Consider the following 25,888-nt stretch of genomic DNA (forward strand, 5'->3'; position numbering starts at 1 on the left):
TTATGGCAGCGACTGAGCAGGGCTTTGTGGTGATTGGCGCCCAAAGCGTACTTTTTAGCATCACCAACCTTCGCACGATGGCCACCATCGAGCGCGGGCAGTACCCGGTGGCGATCGGGGAGGACATCTTCGCGACGCACCAGATCGAACCGGACACGGTCGACGCCCTGGTGGCGGCGCTGGCGGCCATCGCGCGGGTGTTTGCCGACTACGGCATCACCAAGCTTTCCGTGGTGGGCTCACACAGCTTCTACGAGGCGCACAACGCGCAGTTCGTGCGCGACCAGATCCTGAGCCGCACCGGCTGGCAGCTGCAGCCGTTGACGCTGTCGCAGGAGTCCTTCTACCGCACCCAGGCGGTGCTCGCGAAGTTCCCGAACTTCGAGGCGGTGACGGAGCAGGGGACCCTGCTCATCGACATCTCCAGCGGCTCGGTTGAGCTGACCGCCTTCAACCACGGCGAGTTCGGCTTCTCGCGCAACCTGTCGATCGGACCGCTGCGCGTGTTCGAGGTGATGAGCGACCTGCAGCGCAGCGTGCCCAATTACGTGGCGGTGATGCGCGACTACATCGATTCTCGCCTGGTCGACTTCATGCGCCTGTTGCCCAAGGACATCCACTACCCGAACCTGGTGCTGATGGGCAGCTCGCTGTCGTTGTTCGAGACCCTGATTCCCACCGGCGACATGACGGTGGAGACGGACTCAGACGGGCTGGCCTTGATCTACCACGAGGTCACGCATGCCTCCGACCAGTACTTGAGCGACCAGTACGACCTGACGCCGACGCAGACGGCGCAGGTGCTGCCGACGGTGCTTTTGGTCTACCGGCTGGTGCAGGTGCTCAAGTCGTCTCGGCTTTGGATCTCCAACCTCAAGCTGATCGACGGGCTGGAGATCAACACCGCCGTGGCCGTGAACAGCCCGGCGGTGACCATCGACCCGACCAAGGAGATCCTGATCTCGGCCCAAAACCTCGCGGACCGCTACCAGGTCGACGCCAAGCACCGCGACGCGACCGTGACCTTTGCGCTGCAGCTGTTCGACCGCCTGCGCCGGCTGCACGGGCTGGGGCGGCGCGAGCGGCTGCTGCTTGAGATCGCCGCGACGGTCAACGACATCGGCAGCTACGTCGACACCCACAAGCACTACGAGCACTCCGATTACATCATTCAGGCCTCCGAGCTGATGGGGCTGACCGCCGCCGAGCAGCGGATGGTCGCGACCATCGCCCGCTACCACTCCAGCGACACGCCGCAGACCGACCTGTCGGACCTGCGCGAGCTCAACTCCAGGCGCCGGCTGGTGATCGCCAAGCTCTCGGCGCTGTTGCGGGTGGCGGATTCTTTGGACGCCTCGCGCCAGCAGAAAATCGAGAAGATCCGTGTCTCGGTGCAGCCAACGCGCGTGCTGCTGTCCGCGACGGCCAAGGACGACGTGGCGCTTGAGAAGTGGACGCTGCGGCGCAAGGGCCAGTTTTTCGCCGCGGTGTTCGGGCTGCCGATTGAACTCAAAGGAAGGACGCGTGTCTGATGGCAAAACAAGACAATTACACCGACCCTAAGTACTACACCAACCGGGAACTGTCCTGGCTGGCCTTCAACGACCGGGTGCTCGAGGAGGCGCGCGACCACAACAACCCGCTGCTCGAGCGCGTCCGCTTCCTCGGCATCACCCAAAGCAATCTGGACGAGTTCTTCAACGTCCGCGTCGCCTCGCTGCGCAAGATGGTCGCCGTCGCCTACAACACGCCGGACGCCGCGGGGATGACCCCGGCGACGCAGCTGCAGCACATCGCCAAGGCCGCCCACGCGATGGTGGAAAAGCAGTACACCACCTGGTCGCGCTCGCTGGTGCCAAAGCTTGCGGAGCTGGACATCCGGCTCAAGGACTTCTCCGACCTCAGCGCCAAGCAGCACGAGTTCGTCTCCGAGTACTTCCACCAGGAGCTCTACCCGGTGCTGACCCCGATGGGCGTGGACCCGACGCGGCCGTTTCCCTTCCTGGCCAACAACTCGCTGAACCTGGCGATTCGCCTGCAGCGCCCGGACGCCGAGGCCGACAAGGCGCGCGGCTTTGCCACCGTGCAGGTCCCGGACGTCTTCCCACGGGTGCTGCGCCTGCCGGACGCGCCCAACGACTTCATTTTGCTTGAAAACGTGGTGCAGGCGTACGTCGGCGAGCTGTTCGTCGGCGCGACCGTGCAGGAAACCGCGGTCTTTCGCGTCACCCGCGACATGGACCTCGACGTCGCCGAGGAGGACGCGTCGGACCTGATGAAGGAGATCCAGTCGCAGCTCAAGAAGCGCCAGCGCGGCAAGGTGATGCGTCTGGAAATCGACGCGGGGATGAGCAAGTACCTGCGCAAGCACCTGGAAAAGGGCCTGGACGTCCGCAACGCCGCCGACGTCTACGAGATCAAGGGCCCGATCGACCTGAACGTGATGAGCAAGCTGGTCAAGGGCGTCCACGGCCACGCCGACCTGCTGTACGCGCCGTTCACGCCCTACGTGGACTCGCGGCTGATCGAGGGCAACATTTTCGAGGCGATCGCCCAGCACGACATCTTGGTCCAGCACCCGTACGACGCCTTCACGCCGGTGGTCGAGTTCATCCACCAGGCGGCGACGGACGCGCAGGTGCTGGCGGTCAAGATGACGCTCTACCGCGTGTCGTCCAAGTCGCCGATCATCCGCTACCTCAAGCAGGCGGCGGAAAACGGCAAGCAGGTCACCGTCCTGGTCGAGCTCAAGGCGCGCTTCGATGAGGAGAACAACGTGCACTGGGCCCAGGAGCTCGAGCGCGCCGGCTGCCACGTGATCTACGGGCTGGTCGGCCTCAAGACCCACAGCAAGCTGGCGCTGGTGGTGCGCCGCGAGGAAACCGGCATCCGCCGCTACATGCACATGGCGACCGGCAACTACAACGACGTGACGGCCAACGTCTACACCGACCTCGGCCTGTTCACGGCCAACGCCGAGATGGGCGCCGACGCCTCGAACATTTTCAACATGCTGTCGGGCTTCTCCGAGCCCGCCTACTTCAACAAGCTGGTGATCGCGCCGCTGGGCATCCGCGACTTCCTCTACGAGCGCATCGAAGAGGAGATCCAAAACGCCAAGGCCGGCCGCCGCGCGCTGATCCGCATGAAGATGAACTCGCTGTCGGACGCCGGCATGATCGCGGCCCTGTACCGCGCCGCGGCCGCCGGGGTCAAGATCGAGCTGATCGTGCGCGGCATCACCAACCTCAAAGTCGGCATTCCCGGGGTGTCTGAGAACATCGAGGTCCACTCGATCGTCGGGCGCTACCTCGAGCACTCGCGCATCTACTACTTCTACGCGGGCGGCGAGGAGCACCTCTACCTGAGCTCCGCCGACCTGATGAAGCGCAACCTGTCGCGGCGCGTCGAGCTGCTGTTCCCGATCCTGCAGCCGGACATCCACGCGCGCGTCTGCGGCATTTTCGACACGCTGTGGGGCGACAACGTCAAGACCCGCGTGCTGATGCCGGACGACTCGTGGGAGCGCATCGACCTGCGCGGCCAGACCAAGCAGAACGCCCAGGCGACCTTCATGGCGGAAGCGGCGGCCAAGACCGTGCGCGACGCCAAGCAGGAAGACGCTGTGGTCGCGGAGGGCGACGTGCAAAACACGCGGCGCTTCACCCCGATGCAGGCGCCGGAATCTGAGGAGGAAGACGAATGAGCCATTACGGTGTGATCGACCTGGGGTCCAACTCGGCGCGGCTGAGCGTCTGGGCCCTGGACGCGGACGGCGCCCCGCGCCAGGTCCTGAAGCTTAAGGAGATGGTGCGCCTCTCCGAGGACATGGGGTCGACCAAGACGCTGCAGCCGGCGGCGATTGCCCGCACGCTGGTCGCCCTCAAGAAGTTCGTCGCGGCCGCCGCGGCGTATTCCGACCTGACGCTTGAGGCCTTTGCCACCGCGGCGACGCGCCAGGCGGTGAACCAAAAGGACTTTCTGCGCCAGGTCAAGCAGGCGTGCGGCCTGACCATCACGGTGATCCCCGGCACCCGCGAGGCGGAGCTGGACTACCTCGGCGTGATCAACACGCTGCCGATCCAAAACGCGCTGATCATGGACACCGGCGGCGCCTCCACGGAGCTGATTCTGGTCCAAAACCGCAAGCTGCAGCACCGCATCTCGCTGCCGGTCGGCTCCGTGAACCTGACGGAGCGCTACCTGAACCACAACCTGATCTCGGCCGCCGAGCTGTTCGCGTTGATCTCCGAGTTCAACCGCGTGCTCAACTCGATCTGGTGGCTGCGAAAGGCCCTGAACCTGCCGATCGTCGCGCTGGGCGGCTCCAACCGCACCCTGGCCAAGATCCAGCGGCGCAAGGAGCAGGCGGTGAACTTCGAGGACATCCACGGCTACCGCATGGCGACCACCGCCGCCAACACCATTTTCGAGGACGTCTTGACCAAGGACCTCGAGGGGCGCAAGGCGATTCCGGGCCTGGCCAAGGAGCGCGCCGACATCATCGTCGGCGGCCTGATCCCGGTGATCACCATGATCCGCTACCTGGACTCCGACCGCCTGACCTTTTCCCAAAACGGGCTGCGCGAAGGCGCCTTGTACGCCTACCTCAACGCCCACGAGCAGGGCTAGAATCGAGAAGTTTTGGTTAAGTCAGGCTGTAACGGCGGCCGGACGGCGCGCGGTCTGCTACACTGGGCTAAACACCTACGAATGGAGCGTTCAGCATGAAAAAATGGCTTATGACCCTGACGGCGGCAGCCGCCCTCGCCACCGCGGCGGTGGCAGTTGCCAAGCCGGTCCGCGCGGCCGAGACCTTTGAGCCGGTGGCCACCCTCGGCACCAGCCTGACAACCGACCAGAAGAACGGGACGCTCAGCACCTTGAAGGGCGCCGCCGGCCTCGACACGGTCGGTGAGCTGACCGTGACCGGCGACACCCTGGTCAAGTACCTGAACCCGTCCGGCGCAAGCTTCACCAGCGCAAGCGGCGTCTGGTCCAGTGCGCTGGTCCAAAAGACCAGCGACGGCGGCATCAACGTGAAAATCGTGCCGTACAACAACGTCAACAACATCACGACGATCACCGCCGACCAGTACCGCAACGCCGCCTTGACCGCTGGCGTGACCAACGCGAACCTGTACATCACAAGCGCCGTCAAGATCGACGGCTCCGGCGCCCTGGCCGGTGTGTACGCGGCCTTCGCGCAAAACGGCCAGAGCCTGTCTGCCAGCCAGATCGACGCGGCCCAAAGCGAGGTCAACACGCTGTCCGGCATCACCGCCGAGAACAAGGACAAGTCGGGCTACTCCGACAAGCAGCTCAACAACGCCGTCGCCGGCATGAAGAAGACCATGGCGACCCAAAGCAACAGCGGCGAGCAGACCCTGTCCCAAAACCAGATCGGCAACATCGTGGACTCGCAGCTCAAGCAGAACAACCTGACCACCATCATCAACAACAACCAGCGCACCCAGATCATCAACCTGCTGGTGAAGATTCAGGACTCCGGCGCCCTGAAGTCCAGCGACTTCAAGGCCCAGGCCCAAAAGCTCGCGACCAGCATCCAAGACAGCGCCAAGAGCCTGTTCTCCAAGCTCTCCAGCCTGAACACCGAGGAGAACCGCAACTTCCTCCAGAAGGTCTGGGACTCCATCGTCTCGTTCTTCAAGGCCATCGTCGACTGGGTCGGCGGGCTGTTCAACTAAACCAGTAAACCAGAATCGCCCCGGTACCGCAGATGCGGTACCGGGGCGATTCTTTTTTTGGTTGACTTGTTGCGCCGCCGCGCAGCGCCGGGACAGCCAGCTAAGGCCGAGAATCGGGGCAAAGTGCGCCCCAATCCTCGGCCTTACGCTAGCCGCCCGGCTAAGTTCGCGCGGCTCTGCCCTCTAGTCTAACTTGTACGTCAGGGTCACGAACTGGTCGTGCTGCACGGCGTTGGTCAGGCGCAGCGGAACGTCCGCCAGGTTCGTGGAGACCAGGCTGATGCCGGAGCCCAAAAGCACCGGCGCGATGGTGATGATCAATTCATCGATCAGCTTCTCCTTCAGCAGGTCGGTGAAGATGTCGGCCCCGCCGACCAGCCAGATGTCCTTGCCCTTCTTGGCCTTGAGCTGCCGCACGAACTGCGGGATGTTGCCCGCAACCACAGAGGTCGGATCGTCGGTGTCGTGCAGCGTGGTGGAGAAGACGTAACTTTCCTTGTCTTGGTACGGGTAGACCCCGGCCAGGCGAAGCGCGCGCTGGTAGGTTTTGCGCCCCATCAGAACGGTGTCGATCGTCTGGTAGAAGTCTTGGTAGGCTTGGTCGGCCGCGCTGGAGTTCAGCTTGCTCAGGAAGCTGGTGGAGCCGTCCTCCTCGGCGATGAAGCCGTCTAAGCTTTCAGATAAATACAGGATCACTTTGCGTTCTGTCATTCTGCCACCCTCTTTTCGTTGATACGTTCATTATATCACAAAAACGGGTGGAGAAAGCGCTTCATTTCGGCGCGGATGCGGTGGTGGACTGCGACCTAGTCACAGGTTGTCATCTTCAGGCAGGTGACTGTGGTCAATCAGCAGCCGACCGATCAGCATGCAAGCGGTGACGATAACAAAGGAGCCCAAGGCGTATTTGCCTTCGGTAATCCCGGTCTTGTACATCACCCTGAGGTAGATTGGCGGGCTGAGGCTGATAAAGCCACCTAGCCAGACGACAAATGCCATGATTTTGCGTGCCTTCTTCTTCGTCATGCTTATCCCTCCCTAGTTGATTATTCGCTAACTCTGAGGACGCACTGACCAGAAGTAATAGGTGTAAGCAGATCCGTAGACGGTTTTCCCGTACACTTTCACGAAGGGCTTACGCTGCTCCTTCACCGCACCGTAGACGGTCTTGTGGTAGGCCTGGTACTGCTTATAGTAGGCGGTCGTCGTGAAGGACTGCTTGACACTCTCGATCAAGCCACCTGCAACGGCTGCTTTCAGGGCGTTTTTGATTAATACTTTCGCGACGCCGACCCCACCACCAAGGAAGACACCAACCGCGCCTTCCGCCGCGGAGGAAAGAATCATCTTCATATCGTATTTTTTGTGAGTTTTGATGTAGATGAGGCTGCTATAGCCTGTGGTTGGCAGGGCCGTTCGCCGACTTAATGTCAGATTTGTGACCTGCTGATTCTGATTGATCATCGGCGTGAGGTGTTTAAGCGAATCTGTGAGGGTTCCGTCGCTCTTTGCTAAAACGTCGTAGTACTGTCCAAGCTGATAGTACGTGCCATTCACTGAAACCGTGTCATAGGCCGGGTAAAACTCCTGGTCGTAAGTTTTTCCATCTTCGGTGATTTCAAAATGATTGAAGCCCAACTCTTTCAGAGAACTGTGATCGACAGTTTCCTCTGGTGTTACTGCGTATTGAGTGGCGGGTTGGTTTATGTCTGTTGATATGGTGTCACTGCTTGCACGAACGGTCTGGGTATGAAGACTTAATGCCATTGCACCAGTGCTCATGGCAATTAATATGAGAAACAGGGCTCTTTTTTTCATCGCAGTATCCCCCCCTTGATGTTTGCTTGAAAATCCTGAGACACGCTGCAGATAATGTGTTCTACCGGTTGAACGACTCAATTATACTTCTAAAACCGCTTTTATCAAGACGTGTAAGTGCTTTATTTTTATTATCGAAAGTCGAGAATTCTATTTCCAAATAATGTGATACCCGCAATGAAGGTTGATACAAAGGGGTTAATCTAATCCGGGTGTCTGCTGACAATTCATTGCGCAGGGACCCTCGCGGCCGCTAGAATAGAGGCAAAGGGAGGCGAGGTCAGGATGGACATGACCGCATTGGATGAGGCGATTGGCCACCAGCTACCAATCTTTGAGCGGGAGCTGGCGGCGTTGATTGCCGTGCCGAGCGTCGCGGGGGAGCCCGTGCCCGGGGCACCGTTCGGGCGTGAGCCACGGCGGGTGCTCGACGTGGCCTGCGCGCTTGCGACGGCTGCGGTGTTTTCCGCCCGCGTGGTCGCGGCCGCGGCGGCGGAGGTGACGTGGGGGCCCGCCGACGCGGCCGAGCCGTACATCGGCGTGTTCGGCCACCTGGACGTCGTGGCGGCGGGGCCGGACTGGCACAGCGATCCGTTCTCGCTGACCCGACGCGGCGACCACTACTACGGCCGCGGCGTGCTGGACAACAAGGGGCCGGCCTGGGCCTGCGTGTTTGCGGCGCGGCTTTTGCGGGACGCCGGCTTCACACCGCGTCGCCCGCTGCGCATCGTGCTGGGATCGGACGAGGAAACCGGCAGCCGCGACATGCCGCGCTACCTGGCGGCGGCCGGGGCCCCGTCGTTCGGCTGGACGCCGGACTGCAAGTTCCCGGTGGTGTACGGCGAGCGCGGCATCGTCAACTACCGCATCGCCACGCCAATCACCGACGGCAGCCTGGCCGCCCTGACCGCGCTCGCCGGTGACGAGGACCGCGGCCACGTGCCGGCGCGGATGCAGGCCAAAGTGGCCGGGCAGTCGCTTAAGGTCACCGGCACGCGCGCCCCGAGCAACGCGCCGACGCTGGGCGACAACGCGCTGACCAAGCTTGCGGCGCTTGCGGCGCCGCTGGCCGGCGGGCAGCTGGCCGCCTACCTGAGCTGGCTGGGCAGCCTGCACGGCAAGCACCACGGCGAGGGGCTCGGCATCGTCTTTGAAGACGCCGCAAGCGGCAGTCTGATCCAGACGCCGTACCGCCTGGCGAAAACGGCCGCCGGGCTTGTGCTTGAACTGGCGGTGCGCTACCCGGTCAGCGTCAGCGAGGCCCAGGTGACCGCGGGCTTGACCGCCGCGGTGCCGGCGGGCAGCCAGGTCACCGTGACCCGCGCCTTGCCCGGCACCCGCCACGACCCGCACGACCCGCGCATCAGGGCGCTGTCCGACGCCTACGCGGCCGTGACCGGGCTGGACGCGACGCCGGTCACCACGACCGGCGCCACATAAGCCCGCGCGGTGCCCAACCTCGTGGCGTTCGGCCCGTCCTTCCCGGGGCAAAAAGGTATCGCGCACAAGGAGGACGAGTGGCTGGCCGTGTCCGACCTCGTGGCCTGCGTGCGCATCTACGCCCGGGCCCTGGCCGCAGTGTGCGGGTAGCGGGCGCCGCTGCCCGCATACCAGGCCGCCCGTGCCGCGACCGACTGGTTCACGCACTAATCCGGTCGCTTGGTCTACGCACTGAATTCGCTGACTGGTTCACGCGCCGAGTCTGTTGACTGGTTCAGGGGCCGACCTGCCTGCGCGGCGCACGACCGGTTCACGCCGTGCCGCTTTCGCTCGGTCAGCGCAAAGGGCACACGGCAAGCTTCTGTCGTCGGGGTTCCGGCGCCGAATGGGACACCCTGTGAGCGATTCGCCGCACCGGCGGTTGGCTCACGGGGTGTCCTTTTTGCGCGGCGCCCGGTTGCGGCTTGGCGCGCGGCGCGGCGACGGTGCATAATAGAGGGAAGAGGTAAACAGAAAGGATGACGCACATGACTTGGGGAACGATTGCAACGTGGCGGATGGCGCACGAGGGCGTGGTCAAGGCAAGCGACTTGCTGGCGCAGGGCGCAAGCGCCGGCGACGCGGTGGAGGCGCTGATCAACCTGGTGGAGGCCTACCCGTACTACAAGAGCGTCGGCTTCGGCGGGCTGCCCAACGAGGAGGGCGTCGTCGAGATGGACGCGGCCTTCATGGACGGCGACACGCTGGCCCAGGGCGCGGTTGCGGGCATCCACAACGTGATGCACGCGGTGTCCGTGGCCCGGGCGCTGAGTGCCGAGCACTACAACAGCTTCCGCGTCGGCGACGGGGCGACCAAGTTCGCGCAGCTGCACGGCTTTGAGATGACCAACATGCTGACGCCACGCGCCAAGCAGGTGTGGCTCAACCGGCTGGCCGAGATGACCGACCACGACCTGAACCCCTACGACGGCCACGACACGGTCGGCGCCATTGCGCTGAACCGTCAGGGTGGAATGGCCGCGGCCACCTCCACCTCCGGCCTTTTCATGAAAAAGGCCGGCCGGGTGGGCGACTCGCCGCTGTCGGGTTCGGGGTACTACGTGGACTCCACCATCGGCGGCGTGGCGGCCACGGGCTTGGGCGAGGACATCATGAAGGGCTGCCTGTCCTACGAGATCGTCCGGCGCATGGGCGAGGGCCAGACCCCGCAGCAGGCCTGCGACGGCGCGGTGTACCCGTTCATTGAGAAGCTGCGGGCGCGCTACGGCAAGGCCGGCGAGTTCTCGCTGATTGCGATGAACAACCAGGGCGAGTGGGGCGTGGCGACCAACGTCGAGTTCACGTTCAGCGTCGCCACGGAAGGAAACCCGGCGCGCGTCCTGATCGCCAACCCGGGTCCGGACGGCACCACGACGATTGCGCCGATCACGCAGGCGTGGCTTGACGCCTACGAGGCGCGCATCAAGGCGCCGGTGCCGCACCAAAACTGAGGCAGCACGGGGGAGAAGCGGATGATGGACAAACTTGAGAAGCGGCTGGCCCCGCTCGGCGGGCTCGCCGAGTGCCTGGTCCTGCGCAGCTTGCGCGATGGGCTGGCGCTGGTCGTGCCCTGGGTCGCGGCCCTGTCGCTGGTGGTGCTGGTCGTGAACTTCCCGCTGCCAGGGTGGGGGGCTTTTTGGCAGGGGCTGCTCGGGGCGGGCTGGCACGACTGGGCCGCCGTGGCGACGCACGGCGCGCTGGCGGTGATGGGGCTGGCGACGGCCGCGGCGATTGGCGCGAGCCACGGGCAAAACCGCGGGCTGCGGCCGGCGGTCGGGGCGATTGCCGGGGCGCTGGCCCTGGCCCTTTTGACCGTGCCGCGCCAGGTGCCGCAGTGGGATGCCGCCGCGCGGGTGCAGGGGCTGGGCGCGTCCGGCCTGTTCTTCGGCATCCTGGTCGGGTTCGCCGCCAGCGAGCTGGTCGCCTGGCTCACGCGGCACCCGTGGCCGCGCCGGCTGCCGGCCGGGGTGCCGCCGGCCGTCGCGCGGTCCTTGGCCGAGCTGGTGCCCGGCACGGTGCTGGTGGCGGGGTTTGGCCTGGTGCGGCTGGCCGCCGACGCCTGGCTGCCGGCGCTGGCCCGGCTGGTGTACACCTGGCTTCAGGCGCCGCTTTTGGCCATCGCCGACACGATGCCGGCGCAGCTGGTGTACAGCGGGATGTCCAGCCTGCTGTGGAGCCTGGGCATCAACGGCCCGGCGGTGGTCAACGCCGTGTGGTCGCCGCTGGGGCTGGGGCTGAACCTCGACAACCTGCAGGCCTTTGCGACCGGCGCGGCGCTGCCGCACATCTACACCCAGTCGTTCATCGACTTCTTCACCACGTACGGGGGCGGCGGCTCCACGCTGTCGCTTGCGCTGGTGCTGTTGGCGGTGCCCCACGCCGGGCTGCGCCGCACCGGCCGGCTGGCGCTTGCGCCCGGGATCTTTGGCATCAACGAGCCGCTGTTGTTCGGGCTGCCGATCGTGATGACGCCGCTGCTGGCGGTGCCGTTCGTGCTGGCGCCCCTGGTCAACGTCGTCGTGTCCGGTCTGGCCTTTTCCAATGGCTGGGTGCCGCGGCCCAACGGCGTGATGTTGCCGTGGACCACACCGCCGCTGGTGTCCGGCTGGCTGGCCACCGGCGCCTGGCAGGGCGCGGCGCTGCAGCTGGTGGAGATCCTGATCGGGGTCATCATCTACTACCCGTTCGTGCGCCGGCTGGCCCGGCGGCGGGCCGCGACGGAAGGGTGACGCGGCAATCGGCCGCCTCGAACCGGGTCGTTCCCGCGGCCGCACGCCGGGGTGAGGACTAGGCGCGCCTGCGCGCCGCAACTCTGGCATTTTCGCCCCCTTCCATGGGGGATTGTGGTACACTAGCAATGCATTGTTAAAACAAATGGAGGCGTCATGCATTGACAGATCGACCAATTCGGGTGCGGTATGCACCAAGTCCAACCGGGCACTTACACATCGGCAACGCGCGCACTGCGCTGTTCAACTACCTGTTCGCGCGTCACAACAACGGGACCATGGTGCTGCGCATCGAAGACACCGACACCAAGCGCAACATCGCGGATGGTGAAAAGAGTCAGATCGAAAACCTGCACTGGCTGGGCATCGATTGGGATGAAGGTCCCGACAAGGGCGGCGACTTCGGCCCTTACCGCCAGTCCGAGCGCAAGGACATCTACCTCAAGTACATCGACCAGCTGGTTAAGGAAGGCAAGGCCTACGAGTCCTACAAGACCGAAGAGGAGCTGCAGGCCGACCGCGAGGCCCAGCAGGCCAACCACGAGATGCCGCACTACGTCTACGAGTACGAGGGGCTGACCGAAGAAGAGAAGCAGGCCAAGATTGAAGAGGCCAAGGCCAAGGGCTTGACCCCGGTCATTCGCTTCCACATTCCGGCCGACAAGACCTACGAGTGGCAAGACATCGTCAAGGGTGACATCTCCATCGACGGCAACACCATCGGCGGCGACTTCGTCATCCTCAAGCGCGACGGCATGCCGACGTACAACTTCGCCGTGGTCATCGACGACCACCTGATGGAGATCACCCACGTGCTGCGCGGCGACGACCACATCGCCAACACCCCCAAGCAGATGGCGGTTTACGACGCCTTTGGCTGGGAGGCCCCGGTCTTCGGCCACATGACGCTGATCATCAACGGCGCGACGGGCAAAAAGCTGTCCAAGCGCGACGAGAACGTGCTGCAGTTCATCGAGCAGTACCGCGAGCTCGGCTACCTGCCGAACGCGATGTTCAACTTCATCACGCTGCTCGGCTGGTCGCCGAAGGGTGAAGACGAGATTTTCACCAAGAAGGAATTCATCAAGCTCTTCGACGAGCACCGCCTGAGCAAGTCGCCGGCGCGCTTCGACCAAAAGAAGCTCGAGTGGGTCAACAACCAGTACGTGAAGAAGACGGATCCGTCCGAGCTCTCCGCGCTGGCTTTGGCCAACCTGATCGACGACGGCCGCATTCAAAAGGACCCGGCGCCGCAGACCATCGAGTGGGCCCGCCAGATGACCAGCCTGTACATCCCGCAGATGAGCTACACGGCTCAGATCACCGAGATGTCGAGCATCTTCTTCGACGACCGCGAGAGCCTGACCGAAGACGAGCTCAAGGAGCTGGCCGACGACAACGCGCTGCCGGTGATTAAGGCCGTGGCCGACAAGCTGCACCACCTGGACACCTTCGCCGCGTACTTCGTCAACCAGCTGGTTAACGAGGTGCGGCTTGAAAGTGGCGTGAAGGGCCGCAAGCTCTACATGCCGATCCGCATCGCCACCACCCGTCACATGCACGGGCCGCAACTCGCCGAGACCATCGAGCTGATGGGCCGCGACAAGGTCCTGGCCAACATCGACAAGACCATCGCCGAGATGACCAAGTAATCCGTGAACCGCCGCCTTTCCGCTGGGAAGGCGGCGGTTTTGGCGTTCGGGCGGGCCAGCGTGCTTGGCACGAGTGTCCAACCGCTTGACAGCTATTGATGGCGGCGTGTTATCCTGGCTTCGAGTCAAATGATGATACGCTCGATACCGAGGCCGCTATTGATTGTGGGATAGCGGTCTTTTTGTACGAAAAAACCTTTGCAGATTGTGGACTGCAAAGGCCGGTTCAGCCGAACTCGTGTCGCGACGAGTGATCATCGTGGTGGTTCAGCCAGTGCTCAAACACTGCGACGAGTACACCCACGATGAGGGGTGCAGTGACTGCGGTATCAAAAACAGACAACCTCGATACCCCCTTTCCGACGCAGCATCACGCGGTGCCGGGCGTAGCGACTTTCACAGTGTAACAGATGCGGAATTTCTCGGCACTTTTGCGCCGGAAATGGCCGGCAAACGCCGCCACTATCGATTTTGCGGCCGTGGAAAAGTGGCCGGGGGTCACCGTGACTTTACACGCCGGCGCGGGGCATGGTATACTCGTGGCGAATCGAAATTCGACAAGAGATGCCCGAGCCGCTACCTGTTGTGGGGATAGCGGTTTTTTGTTGCACTCAAAAACCACCGCGGGTTGTGGGACCGCAGTGGCCGGTGTGGAGCCGGGTGGCTGAGCGCGTCGCTACAAGCGCTAGTCGTGGTGCTGCAGCCAGTGCTCAAAAAGTGCAATGAGCACACCCACGATCAGCGGTGCGGTAACCGCGACATCGAAATCCGACAAGTGATGTCACCCTTTCCGGCGCGGTATCACGCGGCAGGGCGTAGCGACAGACCCAGTATACCAAGGCCGCGCCTTCCCGTCATTTTTCCCCGGAGCGGCGGCCGCAAACCCGCGCGGTGGCGGCATTCCTGCACCGAATTTTGGGTTGGCCGCGGCGGCACGGGGTTTTGGCGTAATTTACTTAGACCGGCCGAACGCGTAGAATGGATGGATACGAAACGGGGGAGACGCGAGATGGACACGCAGCACGCTTTATTGAAGGAAAAATTCGGCTACGACGAGTTTCGGCCGGGGCAGGACCAGGCGATCAGCCGCGTTTTGGCCGGCGACAACACGCTGGTCATCATGCCGACCGGCGGCGGGAAGTCGCTGTGCTACCAGATTCCGGCCCTGATGCTGGACGGGCTGACGGTCGTGGTGTCGCCCTTAATCGCCCTGATGAAGGACCAGGTCGACGCGCTGAACGAGAACGGCATTCCCGCCACCTTCATCAACAGCACCATCGCCCGCGGCGAGGCCGACCACCGGCTCGACATGGCGGCGCAGGGTGCGGTCAAGTTGCTGTACGTCGCGCCGGAGCGGCTGGAGATGCCCGACTTTCAGGCCGAGCTCGGCCAGCTTCGCATCGACCTGTTGGCCGTCGACGAGGCGCACTGCATCTCGCAGTGGGGGCACGATTTTCGCCCCAGCTACCTGGCCATCGCCGACGTCGCCGCCAGCCTGCCGTCGCACCCGACCGTCATCGCGCTGACCGCCACGGCCACCACCCGCGTCGCAACGGACATCAGCGCGCGGCTGGCGATTCCCGCGGCCGGGCGCATCAACACCGGCTTCGCGCGGCCCAACCTCAGCTTCAAGGTGATCAAGGACCAGGCCAAGGACGCCTACCTGCTGGACTACCTGCGCCTGAACCCGGATTCCGCCGGCATCGTCTACTGCGCCACGCGCAAGGAGGTCGAGCGCCTGCACGACCTGCTGGCCAAAAACGGCATCCAGGTGGCCAAGTACCACGCGGGGATGCCCGAGGCCGAGCGCTCGGCGGCCCAGGAGGATTTTCTCTACGACCGCAAGCCGGTGATGGTCGCGACCAACGCCTTTGGCATGGGCATTGACAAGAGCAACGTGCGCTTTGTCATCCACGCGCAGGTGCCCGGCGACCTCGAGTCCTACTACCAGGAGGCGGGGCGTGCCGGCCGTGACGGGCTGGACTCCGAGGCCATCCTGCTGTTCGCTCCGGCCGACCTGCAGATCCGCCGCTTTTTCATCGACCAAAGCGAGGGCGACGACGCGTACCGCGCCAGCGAGTACCAGAAGCTTCAGGTGATGAACCAGTACGCGAACACCGGCGACTGCCTCCAGCAGTTCATCCTGCGCTACTTCGGCCAGGCGTCGGAACCCTGCGGCCGCTGCTCCAACTGCCTGGACGACCGCGAGAGCTTCGACGTCACCGTCGACGCGCAGAAGGTGCTGTCCTGCGTCTACCGCATGCACGAGCGCTTCGGCAAGGCACTGATCGCAGACGTCCTGGCCGGCGCCAAGACCCAGCGCGTCTTGGACCTGCACCTCGACCAGCTCTCGACGTACGGCCTGATGAGCAGTCAGCGGAAAAAGGACATCAGCGGCTTCATCGACTTTCTGACCGCCGGCGGCTACCTGGCCGCAATCGGCGGCCAGTACCCGACGCTGCACGTGACCGAGGCCGGCGCCGCGGTCCTGCGCGGCCAGCAGACCGTCGCGCGCAAGCAGGCGGTTCGCGCCACCCGCACCCGGCCGGTCGACGACGCGCTGTTCCAGAAGCTGCGCGACCTGCGCCGCGAGCTCGCGGAAAAGGGCGGCGTCCCGCCCTACGTCATTTTCTCCGACCAGACCCTGCGTGACCTCTGCGCGGCCAAGCCGCAAAGCGAAGTCGAGATGCTGGCGGTCAAGGGCATCGGCCAGGCGAAGTTCGCCAAGTACGGCGAGGTGTTCCTTGAAGCGTTAGCAGAAGACCAGGGCGAAGGCGCGCGGGCTTAGCGGGTCGCATAGCGCGTGTCCGAGTCGCAAACCGGCCGCGGGTTCCGGTCCGGCAGGCGGCTGCGGCTGTGCGGCCGGTTTCCGCCCGAGACGGGCTCCGCAAGGCAACGCCGGTGCGCTCAGCTAGGGCCAGCACTCGAAGCAAAAGGCGCTTCAAGCGCTGGCCCTACGCTGACCGACCGGCTAAGTGCGCCTTGCTCCGCCCTCTATTCGGGCTCCAACCTAAAAGATGAGCCAACCGTCGCCTGCGGCTCCTTTGGTTGTCTCATCTTTTGCCGGGAGCAGCCACGCGAAAGCCTCGCCAAGTGCGCGAGTCTTCCGGGTGGCTGCTCCTTTCACGGCCTCCGCCGCCTGCCGGACCTCCACCCGCGGCCGGTTTGCTACGGAGTGGGGGGGACCGACAAACATTGAAGCGACACCGTCTTTGGTCGCTCAAAAATTGAAACTGCCGTTAATTCTGAGAATCGCGGTGGTTGCGCTTCTTGTCGGTTGACCACCGAGCTGTCGGCGATTTTTTCTGCCGTGCGACCTACCAATTTTGTGTCACCGTTGCGCGATGTAGCGGCCGGAGGGACCGGGGCTGGTCGGGCCGCGAAAGAAGCGGTGGCCCGGTTTTGGGGCGGAGGCCGGCCGCGCAGTCCGACCAGCCGCGGTCCCGCAGACCTCGGCCCCGTACCGCGGCAAGCCGGAAACATTGCGGCCGCCCGCTTTCACCCGGGGCGCTTTTCGAGTACACTGGTAGGGAGACACTTGCGAAAGGATAACGCTTATGCTAGAAATTTATAACACCCTCACGCGCAAGAAAGAGGTGTTCCACCCGATCACGCCGGGGAAGGTCACCATGTACGTCTGCGGTCCGACCGTGTACAACTACATCCACATCGGCAACGCCCGAAGCGCCATCGCGTTCGACACCATTCGCCGCTACATCGAGTACGTCGGCTACCAGGTCGATTACGTGTCCAACTTCACCGACGTGGACGACAAGATCATCAACCGCGCCAACGAGGAAGGCGTCGCGCCGCTTGACCTGGCGCAGCGCTACATCGACGCGTTCATGGCCGACACCGCGGCGGTGAACATCGAGCCGGCCACGGCACACCCGCGCGCAAGCGAGATGATCCCGGAGATCATCGCCTTTGTGAAGCGGCTGATCGACAACGGCTACGCGTACGCGGTGGCCGGCGACGTCTACTTCCGTGCGCGCAAGTTCGCCCACTACGGCGAGCTGGCCAACAAGAACCTCGACGAGCTCGAGCAGGGCGCCAGCCAGCACACGGCCGACGCCGAGACGGCCCGCAAGGAGGACCCGATCGATTTTGCCCTGTGGAAAGGGGCAAAGCCGGGCGAGATCAGCTGGGACTCGCCGTGGGGTGCCGGTCGCCCGGGCTGGCACATCGAGTGCTCGGTGATGTCGACCACGATGCTGGGCGACACCATCGACATCCACGGCGGCGGCCAGGACCTCGAGTTCCCGCACCACGAAAACGAGATCGCACAAAGCGAGGCCGCGACGGGCAACCCGTTCGTCCACTACTGGATGCACAACGGCTTCGTGACCGTCGGCGACAAGGACGAGAAGATGAGCAAGTCGCTGGGCAACTTCGTGACGGTGCACGACATCGTCAAGACCGTCGACCCGCAGGTGCTGCGCTTTTTGATGGCGTCCACTCAGTACCGCAAGCCGATCCGCTACTCGCAGGCCGGCCTGGACGAGGCCGCGCGCAACCTGGAGAAGCTGCGCATCGCCAAAGACGCCGTGGCCTACCGCCAGGCGAACGCGTTGGCCGGTGCGGACGCGGCGATCACGGCCCAGGTCGCGACGCTGCGTGAGGCCTTCACCGCGGCGATGGACGACGACTTCAACGTGCAAAACGGCCTGGCCGCTTTGTACGAGCTGACCAAGCTGATGAACAGCTACGCGGCCGCCGAGACGGTGCAGGCGGACAGCCTGAGCCTGTTGCTTGAGACGCAGGCGGCGTGGCTGGCGATTTTTGGCGTCGAGTTCAAGGCGCAGCTGCTGGACGCGGACGTCGAGGACCTGATCGCCAAGCGCAACGCGGCGCGGGCGGCACGGGATTTTGCCACCAGCGACGCGATCCGCGACCAACTGACGGAAGCCGGGATTGTCCTGGAAGACACCCCGCAAGGCACAAGATGGAGAAAAATTTGACTGACGCAAAACAACTGAACGGGGTGACGCTGGCCTACCTCGGCGACGCGGTGTACGAGGTGTACGTCCGCGAGCACCTCTTGAACCGCGGCATCGTGCGGCCGAACATGCTGCAGAAAACGGCGAAGTCCTTCGTCTCGGCCAAGGCCCAGGCGGCCCTGATCGCCGGCATGGAGGCCCAAAGCCTGCTGTCCGATGACGAGTGGGAGATGTTCAAGCGCGGGCGCAACGCGAAGTCGTACACCCACGCCAAGAACACGGACGTGGTGACCTACCGCACGTCGACGGGCTTTGAGGCGCTGTTCGGCTACCTGAAGCTCGACGGCCAGCTGGCGCGCGTCGACGAGCTGGCGCAGTGGTGCATTGATTACGTGGAGAACGGAGGAACCGGTCATGGCAAAGCCTAGTGAGCATTCAGATTCCCGCGCGGGGCGCGGCCAGGGCGGCCGCCCGAGCACTAACCGCGCAGGGCGGCGGCCCGGCAACAGCGGCCCGCGTGCCGAGCGCAAGCCGCGCGCGGCCGCGCCGGTGCCGGAGAAGTACCGCGACCGGCCGCGCGATGAGGCGCACGAAGACGAGTTCGTCTTCGGTCGCCACGCGGTCGAGGAGGCGCTCAAGGTCGGCAGCAACAAGACCATCAACAAGCTGTTCGTCCAAAGCGGCCTGAACGCCGATCAGATCCACACCATCGTTCAAAAGGCGACCAAGGCCAAGATCCTGGTCTCAAGCGTTCCAAAGGCCAAGCTCGACCTGCTGTCCGACGGCGGCAACCACCAGGGTGTCCTGGTCGCGATGACGCCGTACGCTTACGCGACGTTGGACGAGCTGTTCGAGCACGCCCAAAACGCCGGGCACGCGCCGTTTTTCCTGGTGCTCGACAACCTCGAGGACCCGCACAACCTGGGCTCCATCATGCGCACCGCCGACGCGGTTGGGGTGGACGGCATCATCATTCCCAAGCACCGCGCAGTCGGCCTGACCAGCACGGTGGCCAAGATTTCGACGGGCGCCATTGAGCACGTGCCGGTGGCCAAGGTGACCAACCTCGCCGCGACCATCAAGACGCTCAAGGACCGCGGCATGTGGGTCTTTGGCACCGCGATGGACGGCCAGGACTTCCGCGAGTGGGACGCGCAGGGCGCAGTCGCCCTGGTGATCGGCAACGAGGGCAAGGGCATCTCGCCGGGCGTCGCCAAGCTGATGGACGCGACGTTGACCATTCCGATGGTCGGCCACGTCCAGAGCCTGAACGCTAGCGTCGCGGCCGGCATCCTGATGTATCAGGCGTTCACCGCCCGCACGAAGGCCTGACATGCGCAAGCACATTTTGATCGTGGATGGCTACAACGTGATCGGCAACTGGCCCGAGCTGTCCAAGCTCAAGGCCGACGGTCACTTCGACGCCGCACGGGACCGCCTGCTCGATCAGCTGGCCGAGTACCGCAGCCACGAGAACGCCAATATGATCGTGGTTTTCGACGCGATGTACGTGCCGGGAATCGGGGAGCGCTACGACAAGTGGGACCTGCAGGTGGTGTTCACCCAGCAGGACCTGACCGCCGACTCCTACATCGAAAAACTCGCCAACGACCTGAACACGCCCTTGGTGCAGCTGACCGTGGTCACCTCCGACCAGGCCGAGCAGTGGACCGTGTTCTCGCGCGGCGCCTTGCGCATCTCCTCGCGCGACTTCCTGCGCGAGGTCAAGCGCTCGCACAACGAGTTCACCAAGTCCACGGATCCGTTCATCATGCGGGAGAACCCGCGCAACGTGCCGTGGCGCACCGACCAGCTCCTGAAGCTGGACCAGGCGCGGCGCAAGCTGGAGCAAAAACCGAAACCAAAGCCCAAGCGCTGACGCGCTGGGCCGGCAGAAACGCGAATAAGACCCATCGGCGCACCGAGCCTCGCTCGGTGCGTTTTTTTGGCGCCAGGCGCCTTGTGCGGCCGTTTTTTTCGGCAATTGGTCACACTTTCTTCACACGCGCGGTGGCAGGGGGCAATCGTTCGGGACTGCGGGGACCGCCACGCCGGGGCCAGGCGGGACCGCGAGCACGTGTTCACAATTTGTTCACAACATCCCAACAGTTTTACCGAATTCCGTGCGCAGTTTGTGGATATTCACAGACTACACTAACGGTAATCAAATGTTCGGAGGACAAAGACATGACAAAATTCCACGGCTGGCGCTGGTTACTGCTTCCCCTCATCGCGGCGATGATGCTGATCGTCACCGCGTGCGGCAAGTCGACGAGCGGCACCGCAAGCCTCACCACCATCAAGATCGGCTACATGGAAAACGCCAACTCGGTCGGCCTCGCCGCCATCGCCGATCAGGCCGGCTACTTCAAGAAGCAGGGCTTCAAGGTCAAGCTGGTCGCCTTCGCCGACGGCCCGTCGATCCTCGCGGCGATGAAGGCCGGCAGCATCGACGTCGGCAACATCGGCTCCGGCGCCCACACCGCCCTGGCGCAGGGCGCCGCCCAGGTCATCCTGACCGACGGCGTCAGCACCGCTGACGAGCTGATCGGCAACAAGGCCAAGGGCGTCTCCAGCATGGCGGACCTGAAGGGCAAAAAGGTCGCGGTGGTCGCCGGCACCACGTCCGAGATGATTTTTGAGGCGGCGCTGAAGAAGGCCGGCATGAGCAAGTCCGACGTCACCGTGGTCAACATGTCGGCCAACAACATCGCCGGCGCGATGGCGGCGGGCAAGGTCGACGCGGCCGCGACCTGGTCGCCGAGCACCACCACCATCAAGGACAAGCTCGGCGATGACGCCGTGACCCTGGCGTCCGACAGCGATTTTGCCAGCACGATGCCGTTCATCAGCTCCTGGGTCGTGACCGCCAAGTACGAGAAGGCCCACCCGGCGCAGGTGGTCAAGATCACCAAGGCGCTGATGGCGGCCAACGACGCGCGCAAGGCCAGCCTGAGCAAGGTCGCGCCGTACATCGCCAAGCAGCTGGCGATCACGACCAAGCAGGCGCTCGCGCAGATGAAGGGCATGGAGACGCTCTACTCGTCCAAGCAGCTGAGCCAGATGGCGTCAAGCGGCGCCCTGGCCAAGCTCTACAACGCCCAGCAGACCAACTTCATCAACGTCGGCACGCTCAAGGACACCGGCGACCTGGAAACAGCCGCCGACTACCTGCTGACCGACGTGATTGAAAAAGCCGCGGCTTAGGAGGCCCACATGCAGGACTACTATCGCTACAGTGTTTCCGAACTGACGCAGCACGCGCGGCTGCCGCTGACGGTGGTGCCCGCCGCCCAGGACGTGTACGACCGCTTGGCCGACGAAATGGTGGCGGTGATTGCGGCCAACAACGCCGCCGGTGCAATCAGCGTGATCATCATCCCGGTCGGGCCGATGGGGCAGTACCCGGCGTTCGTCCAGGCGGTCAATGCAAAGCACCTCGACCTGCGCCGCACCTGGTTTGTGAACATGGACGAGTACGTCACCGACGGCCGGTGGATTGATCCGGCCTCCGACTGGAGCTTCCACCGCTTCGTTCAGGCCAACCTGTACGACCGCCTGGACCCGGCGCTGGCGCCGCCGACCGACCAGCGCGTGTTCCCGGATCCCCAGGATCCGGCCGCCATCGACCGGTTGCTCGCCCAGCTCGGCAAGGTGGACCTGGTGATCGGCGGCATCGGCCTGAGCGGCCACATCGCCTTCAACGAGCCGCAGCCGGCGCTCAGCGTTGACGAATTCGCCGCCCTGCCGACCCGCGTGGTGACGCTGACGGCGGCCACGCGCATCGCCAGCGCGATCGGCGACACCCACGGGGCGCTGGAGCTGGTGCCGACGCAGGCCGTGACCATCGGCATGGCGGAGCTTCTGTCCGCCCGGCGCATCGTCCTCGGGTGCTTTCGCGACTGGCACCGCGGCGTCGTGCGCCAGGCGGTCGGGCAAAAGCCCTCGGCGGCTTTTCCGGTGACGCTGCTGCAGCGCCACCCCAACGCCGAGCTGGTGGTGCCAACGGCCGTGGCCGCTTTCGAGGCACCGGCATGACGGCGCGGGTGTTCACCCACGCGCACCTGGTGACCGGTTGCGCCGAGTGGCCGGACGGCTTCATCCGCTTCACCGACACGGTGCAGGCGGTGGGGCCGATGACGGCCTTTGTCCAGCAGCCGGGCGACGCGGTGCAGGACGTCGGCGGCGACCTGATCGTGCCCGGCTTCATCGACGTGCATGTTCACGGCGGCTACGGCGTGGACGCGATGGACGGCGATCCAACGGCAATTGCCGCCATGGCCACGCGCATCGCCGCGGCGGAAGGGGTCACGACCATTTTTCCCACCACCATGACCCAGGCGCCTGAAGCCATCGACCGCGCGGTGGCCGGCATCGCGGCGGCCGCCGAGCGGACCCCGCTGATTGCGGGCATCCACCTGGAGGGGCCGTTCATCGCGCCGGCCTACAAGGGGGCCCAGCCGGCCGCCTTCATCCAGCCCGCCACGGCCGCCGCCGTCGCCCGCTGGCAAAGCCTGGCGCGGGGGATGATCCGCCTGATCACCTACGCGCCGGAGGTCGGCGACCCCGCCGACTTCGAGGCGTACTGCCAAGCGCACGGCATCGCGCTGGCCATCGGGCACAGCGACGCCACGCGCGCAAGGCTTGTGACCTGCCCCGCCCGGCACGTCACCCACCTGTACAACGCGCAGCGCCTCGCGGTTCACCGCGAGCCCGGCGTGATGGGTCACGCGCTGTTGGAGGACGGCATCACCGCCGAGATCATCGCCGACGGCTTCCACAACGCCCCGGACATGGTCAAGCTGGCCTACCGGGTGAAGGGCGCCGCGCGCCTGGAGCTGGTCACCGACGCGATGCGCGCCAAGGGCCTCGGCGACGGCGTCAGCGAGCTGGGCGGCCAGACCGTCACGGTGCAAGGCGTCGAGGCGCGGCTGGCCGACGGCACAATCGCCGGCTCGGTGCTGCCGTTCATCACCGCGTTCGTGAACATTCAGCGCTTCACCGGCGCCGGGGTGGCGCAGGCCGTGCAGATGGCCAGCGTCAACCAGGCCCAGGAGTTCGGGCTGAGCCAAAAGGGCGTGCTTGAACCCGGCCGCGACGCCGACTTGAACCGCCTGACCCCAGACCAAAAGTTGGTTGCGACCTTCAGCCGCGGCCGCCTGATTGAAAGGATGGACTGACAATGCTTCTCACCGTGACCCTCAACCCCGCCGTCGACGTGCACTACCGGCTGGCGGCCCTGCAGCTCGACAACGTCAACCGCGTCGCCAACGGCATTGTGTCCGCCGGCGGCAACGGCATCAACTCGGCGCGGGTGCTCACCCAGCTCGGGGTGCCGACCCAGGCGCTCGGCCTGGCCGGCGGGCCGCGCGGCGCGCAGCTGCGCCGGCTGATGCAGGCGGACGGGGTGCCCAGCGCCTTCACGCCCATCGCGGCCGACACGCGGCAGTGCCTCGCGCTGTTGCACGGCACGGCGCAGACGGAGGTGCTGGAGGCGGGGCCGGCGGTGACCCCAGCGGCGCTTGCCGCCCAGCTTCAGGCGCCGGTGCTCGCGGCCGTGCCGTGGGTGCTGGTGTCCCTGGGGGCGGACGGCGCCATCGCCCGCCACGGCGAGCGCCTGTACCGCGCCACGGTGCCGCGGGTCGCCGCCGTCAACGCGGTGGGGTCCGGCGACGCCACCACCGCCGGCATCGCGGTCGCTTTGACTCGCGGGCTGGACGACCGCGCGGCGCTGGCCTGGGCTTTGGCCTGCGGCACCGCCAACGCCGCGCAGGACGCCACCGGCAGCGTCGACCTGGCACAGGTGGCGGCACTTGCCGCCCGCATCACCGTCACGGCACTCAGAAAGGAAGATCGCAATGACGCCTAATCACTCCGCAACCATCGCAAACAACCGCCCGCGGCGCGGGCTTCTCGGCCGCACCGTGACCGCCGCCCGCGCGCCACAGACCGCGGCAGACGCGACCGCCCAAAAGCTCGCCCCTGCGGCGACCGCAAAGCCGGCCGCGCGAACCCCGCGCCGCGCCCTGCCGCGCGCCGTGTGGTGGGTGGCCTCGCTACTTTTGGCCATCGGGGCCTGGAGCCTGCTGTCGGTCAACCCGACGACGGCGGACACGTTCCCCAGCCTGGTCAAGGTGATCACGGCCATCGGCGACATGTACAACAAGGGCGTGCTGCTGCAGGACATCGGCTCAAGCCTTCTGTCCGTGCTCGGCGGCTTCGTGCTCGGCTTCGCGCTGGCCCTGCCGATGGCGATTCTGATGGCGTGGTACCGGCCGATCGAGAACCTGATCGGGCCGTGGATCCAGTTCATCCGCAGCATTCCGCCTCTGGCCTACGTGCCGCTGGTCGTGATGTCTGCGGGCATCGGCACCAAGGCGCAGATCATCGTGATCATGCTCGCGACCTTCCTGGTGATGACCGTCACGATCTACCAGGGTGTGATCAACGTCGACCCGCTTTTGATCAAGGCGGCCCGGGTGCTCGGGGCGCGCGACCGCGACCTGTTCGTGCACGTGCTGGTGCCGGCCGTGATTCCCTACATCATCACGGCGGTGCGGCTGGGCGCAACCACGGCGCTGACCACGCTGATCGCCGCGGAGTCCACCGGCGCCGTGGCGGGGCTGGGGATGCGCATCCAGTCCTTGAGCCAGAACTTCGACACCGCGCCGATGATGCTGTACATCATCATCGTCGGCATCATCGGCGTGGCCCTGGACCAGGGCATCCGCGCGCTTGAAAGGAGACTGACGACATGGCAGGAGAACTGAGCAAGCTGAGCATTACCCATCTGGCCAAAACGTTCCCGCGGGGTGACGGCGAGCTGAAGGTGCTCGCCGACATCAACCTGGAAATCGGCGCCAACGAGTTCGTCACCGTCATCGGCCCCAGCGGCTGCGGCAAGTCGACGCTGCTGAACATCATCGCCGGGCTGGATCAGCCGACCGCCGGGGCGGTGCAGTGCGACGGCCGGCCGGTGACCGGCACCGGCACGGACCGCGGCGTCGTGTTCCAGCAGTACGCACTTTTTCCCTGGCTCACCGTGCGCCAAAACATCGGCTTCGGCCTGAAGATGCAGGGCAAGGACGCGGCGGCGATTCGGCCGGTGGTCGACCACTACCTGGACGTCGTCGGGTTGACCGCCTTTGCGGACAGCTACCCCAAGGACCTGTCCGGGGGGATGCGCCAGCGCGTCGCCATCGCCCGGGCCTACGCCGCCGACCCGGCCGTGCTTTTGATGGACGAGCCGTTCGGCGCCCTGGACGCCCAGACCCGCGCGCAGCTTCAAGACAGCCTCCGCGCGTTTTGGGCGGCGGAGAAAAAGACCTGCTTTTTCATCACCCACGACGTCGACGAGGCGATCTTCCTCGGCCAGCGCATCGTGATCATGGGCGCCAACCCCGGCACCATCAAGGAGATCGTGCCGGTCGCGCTGCCGGAGCCGCGCACCCAGGCCGTCCGCCTGTCGCCGGAGTTCCTGGCCATCAAGCAGCACGTGTGGGCGCAGGTGTACCAGGAGGCCGCAGTCCAGGCGTAGGCAGTTGAGCGGGCTCCGGCACGCA

At 65.0% G+C, this 25,888-nt stretch carries 23 protein-coding genes and 1 pseudogene; 19 read left to right on the top strand and 5 right to left on the bottom strand.

Features of this window, described 5'->3' with window-relative positions; all coding sequences use genetic code 11:
- Positions 1-2: 2 nt before the first annotated feature.
- The 4 genes from LE416_RS08470 to LE416_RS08485 all read left to right on the top strand — a co-directional run bounded on the left by LE416_RS08470 (position 3) and on the right by LE416_RS08485 (position 5,708).
- Positions 3-1,532, top strand: coding sequence for a Ppx/GppA phosphatase family protein (locus LE416_RS08470; protein ID WP_225048067.1), 1,530 nt, complete (start codon positions 3-5; stop codon positions 1,530-1,532).
- On the top strand, positions 1,532-3,706 hold the full coding sequence (locus LE416_RS08475) for an RNA degradosome polyphosphate kinase (protein ID WP_225048068.1): 2,175 nt from the start codon (positions 1,532-1,534) through the stop codon (positions 3,704-3,706). Before LE416_RS08470 ends, LE416_RS08475 begins: the two co-directional genes overlap by 1 nt.
- On the top strand, positions 3,703-4,632 hold the full coding sequence (locus tag LE416_RS08480; RefSeq protein ID WP_225048069.1) for a Ppx/GppA family phosphatase: 930 nt from the start codon (positions 3,703-3,705) through the stop codon (positions 4,630-4,632). Before LE416_RS08475 ends, LE416_RS08480 begins: the two co-directional genes overlap by 4 nt.
- A 95-nt stretch (positions 4,633-4,727) precedes the next feature.
- Positions 4,728-5,708: a DUF1002 domain-containing protein gene (locus tag LE416_RS08485; RefSeq protein WP_225048070.1), complete on the top strand. Its 981-nt coding sequence runs from the start codon at positions 4,728-4,730 to the stop codon at positions 5,706-5,708.
- Positions 5,709-5,891: 183 nt separating this feature from the next.
- Here the strand turns inward: LE416_RS08485 and LE416_RS08490 are convergent, their stop codons facing one another.
- From LE416_RS08490 to LE416_RS08500, 3 genes are all read right to left on the bottom strand, one after another.
- Entirely contained in the window at positions 5,892-6,419 is a 528-nt protein-coding gene (locus LE416_RS08490; RefSeq protein WP_225048071.1) for a dihydrofolate reductase family protein, read from the bottom strand.
- A 99-nt stretch (positions 6,420-6,518) separates the two neighbouring features.
- A complete protein-coding gene (locus LE416_RS08495; protein ID WP_225048072.1) occupies positions 6,519-6,734 on the bottom strand; it encodes a hypothetical protein in 216 nt (71 codons plus the stop codon).
- A gap of 27 nt (positions 6,735-6,761) precedes the next feature.
- Positions 6,762-7,526: a hypothetical protein gene (locus LE416_RS08500; RefSeq protein WP_225048073.1), complete on the bottom strand. Its 765-nt coding sequence runs from the start codon at positions 7,524-7,526 to the stop codon at positions 6,762-6,764.
- A gap of 291 nt (positions 7,527-7,817) precedes the next feature.
- On the opposite strand from LE416_RS08500, the pseudogene LE416_RS08505 reads away from it, so the two are divergent.
- From LE416_RS08505 to gltX, 4 genes and pseudogenes are all read left to right on the top strand, one after another.
- Positions 7,818-9,116, top strand: a pseudogene (locus LE416_RS08505) (M20/M25/M40 family metallo-hydrolase).
- A 368-nt stretch (positions 9,117-9,484) separates the two neighbouring features.
- Positions 9,485-10,456 (top strand): glycosylasparaginase, encoded by a 972-nt coding sequence (locus tag LE416_RS08515; protein ID WP_225048076.1) that lies wholly within the window; start codon positions 9,485-9,487, stop codon positions 10,454-10,456.
- A gap of 21 nt (positions 10,457-10,477) precedes the next feature.
- Positions 10,478-11,734, top strand: coding sequence for a PTS sugar transporter subunit IIC (locus LE416_RS08520; RefSeq protein WP_225048077.1), 1,257 nt, complete (start codon positions 10,478-10,480; stop codon positions 11,732-11,734).
- Between the two features lie 161 nt (positions 11,735-11,895).
- Positions 11,896-13,386: a glutamate--tRNA ligase gene (gene gltX / locus LE416_RS08525; protein WP_225048078.1), complete on the top strand. Its 1,491-nt coding sequence runs from the start codon at positions 11,896-11,898 to the stop codon at positions 13,384-13,386.
- Between the two features lie 226 nt (positions 13,387-13,612).
- On the opposite strand, the gene LE416_RS08530 is transcribed toward gltX, so the two are convergent.
- Both LE416_RS08530 and LE416_RS08535 read right to left on the bottom strand, forming a co-directional pair.
- On the bottom strand, positions 13,613-13,729 hold the full coding sequence (locus tag LE416_RS08530; protein ID WP_225048079.1) for a type I toxin-antitoxin system Fst family toxin: 117 nt from the start codon (positions 13,727-13,729) through the stop codon (positions 13,613-13,615).
- Positions 13,730-14,071: 342 nt separating this feature from the next.
- Complete coding sequence (locus LE416_RS08535; RefSeq protein ID WP_225048080.1) at positions 14,072-14,161, bottom strand: type I toxin-antitoxin system Fst family toxin; 90 nt, start codon at positions 14,159-14,161, stop codon at positions 14,072-14,074.
- Positions 14,162-14,395: 234 nt separating this feature from the next.
- On the opposite strand from LE416_RS08535, the gene recQ reads away from it, so the two are divergent.
- The 11 genes from recQ to LE416_RS08590 all read left to right on the top strand — a co-directional run bounded on the left by recQ (position 14,396) and on the right by LE416_RS08590 (position 25,863).
- Positions 14,396-16,174: a DNA helicase RecQ gene (recQ, locus tag LE416_RS08540; protein WP_225048081.1), complete on the top strand. Its 1,779-nt coding sequence runs from the start codon at positions 14,396-14,398 to the stop codon at positions 16,172-16,174.
- Between the two features lie 769 nt (positions 16,175-16,943).
- The gene (cysS, locus tag LE416_RS08545) at positions 16,944-18,347 is read left to right on the top strand and encodes a cysteine--tRNA ligase (RefSeq protein WP_225048082.1); all 1,404 of its coding nucleotides are present in this window, start codon (positions 16,944-16,946) and stop codon (positions 18,345-18,347) included.
- Positions 18,332-18,754 (top strand): Mini-ribonuclease 3, encoded by a 423-nt coding sequence (locus LE416_RS08550; RefSeq protein WP_420844381.1) that lies wholly within the window; start codon positions 18,332-18,334, stop codon positions 18,752-18,754. Before cysS ends, LE416_RS08550 begins: the two co-directional genes overlap by 16 nt.
- Complete coding sequence (rlmB, locus tag LE416_RS08555; RefSeq protein WP_225048084.1) at positions 18,741-19,658, top strand: 23S rRNA (guanosine(2251)-2'-O)-methyltransferase RlmB; 918 nt, start codon at positions 18,741-18,743, stop codon at positions 19,656-19,658. The genes LE416_RS08550 and rlmB overlap by 14 nt, the downstream gene beginning before the upstream one ends.
- Before the next feature lies 1 nt (position 19,659).
- On the top strand, positions 19,660-20,205 hold the full coding sequence (locus LE416_RS08560) for an NYN domain-containing protein (RefSeq protein WP_225048085.1): 546 nt from the start codon (positions 19,660-19,662) through the stop codon (positions 20,203-20,205).
- Positions 20,206-20,513: 308 nt separating this feature from the next.
- Positions 20,514-21,533 (top strand): ABC transporter substrate-binding protein, encoded by a 1,020-nt coding sequence (locus LE416_RS08565; RefSeq protein WP_225048086.1) that lies wholly within the window; start codon positions 20,514-20,516, stop codon positions 21,531-21,533.
- 9 nt (positions 21,534-21,542) lie between these two features.
- Entirely contained in the window at positions 21,543-22,364 is an 822-nt protein-coding gene (locus tag LE416_RS08570) for a sugar phosphate isomerase family (protein ID WP_225048087.1), read from the top strand.
- The gene (gene nagA / locus LE416_RS08575) at positions 22,361-23,506 is read left to right on the top strand and encodes an N-acetylglucosamine-6-phosphate deacetylase (RefSeq protein ID WP_225048088.1); all 1,146 of its coding nucleotides are present in this window, start codon (positions 22,361-22,363) and stop codon (positions 23,504-23,506) included. The genes LE416_RS08570 and nagA overlap by 4 nt, the downstream gene beginning before the upstream one ends.
- A 2-nt stretch (positions 23,507-23,508) precedes the next feature.
- Entirely contained in the window at positions 23,509-24,195 is a 687-nt protein-coding gene (locus LE416_RS08580) for a 1-phosphofructokinase family hexose kinase (RefSeq protein ID WP_225048089.1), read from the top strand.
- Positions 24,185-25,096 carry an ABC transporter permease gene (locus LE416_RS08585; RefSeq protein WP_225048090.1) on the top strand — a complete coding sequence of 304 codons (912 nt, stop codon included), beginning with the start codon at positions 24,185-24,187 and terminating at the stop codon, positions 25,094-25,096. Before LE416_RS08580 ends, LE416_RS08585 begins: the two co-directional genes overlap by 11 nt.
- Entirely contained in the window at positions 25,081-25,863 is a 783-nt protein-coding gene (locus LE416_RS08590; RefSeq protein ID WP_225048091.1) for an ABC transporter ATP-binding protein, read from the top strand. The genes LE416_RS08585 and LE416_RS08590 overlap by 16 nt, the downstream gene beginning before the upstream one ends.
- Positions 25,864-25,888: the final 25 nt, after the last annotated feature.

It is taken from the genome of Lacticaseibacillus kribbianus, assembly GCF_020180945.1.
GTDB classification, from domain to species: domain Bacteria; phylum Bacillota; class Bacilli; order Lactobacillales; family Lactobacillaceae; genus Lacticaseibacillus; species Lacticaseibacillus kribbianus.